1 protein-coding gene is annotated in these 524 nt (G+C 43.7%); it reads left to right on the top strand.

The features are described 5' to 3' along the window. A partial coding sequence (murJ, locus tag ACFIL8_RS12705) for a murein biosynthesis integral membrane protein MurJ (RefSeq protein ID WP_375690147.1) occupies positions 1-524 on the top strand: 524 nt, incomplete at both ends.

The raw sequence follows: 524 nt of genomic DNA, 5'->3' as shown, positions 1-524 counted from the left end.
AAAATTGCAACAGTTGCTTCCGGAACCCTCATGAGCCGTATTTTTGGCTTCGTACGCGAAATGCTTATGGCAGCAGCCCTAGGGACAGGTCCTGTTTCTGATGCCTTTAACGCTGCTTTTCGTTTTCCCAACACATTTCGTCGTTTTTTTGCTGAAGGTGCCTTTAACGCTGCTTTCATTCCTCTTTTTGCAAAAAAAATCACTGAAGAAGGTCACGAAACGGCATGCAAATTTGCAGAAGAAGTCTTTGGCGTTCTCTTTTCGCTGCTCTTACTGTTAACGATTGCGATGGAACTGAGTATGCCTTTTTTGGTACGAACCATTATTGCCCCAGGTTTTACCGAAGATGCAACAAAATTTAACGCTACAATTCACTTTACTGCAATCATGTTTCCCTATTTAACCTGCATGTCGCTTGCTGCCATGATGGGGGGCATGCTTAATGCTCTGCGACGCTATTTTATTGCCGCCATTGCCCCACTCTTTTTAAACATTATTCTGATTGGTGTGCTTGCCTATGCTTG

It is taken from the genome of Bartonella sp. AP57NXGY, from assembly GCF_042195805.1.
GTDB lineage: Bacteria > Pseudomonadota > Alphaproteobacteria > Rhizobiales > Rhizobiaceae > Bartonella.
This window is presented reverse-complemented; position numbering and strand designations above follow the sequence as displayed.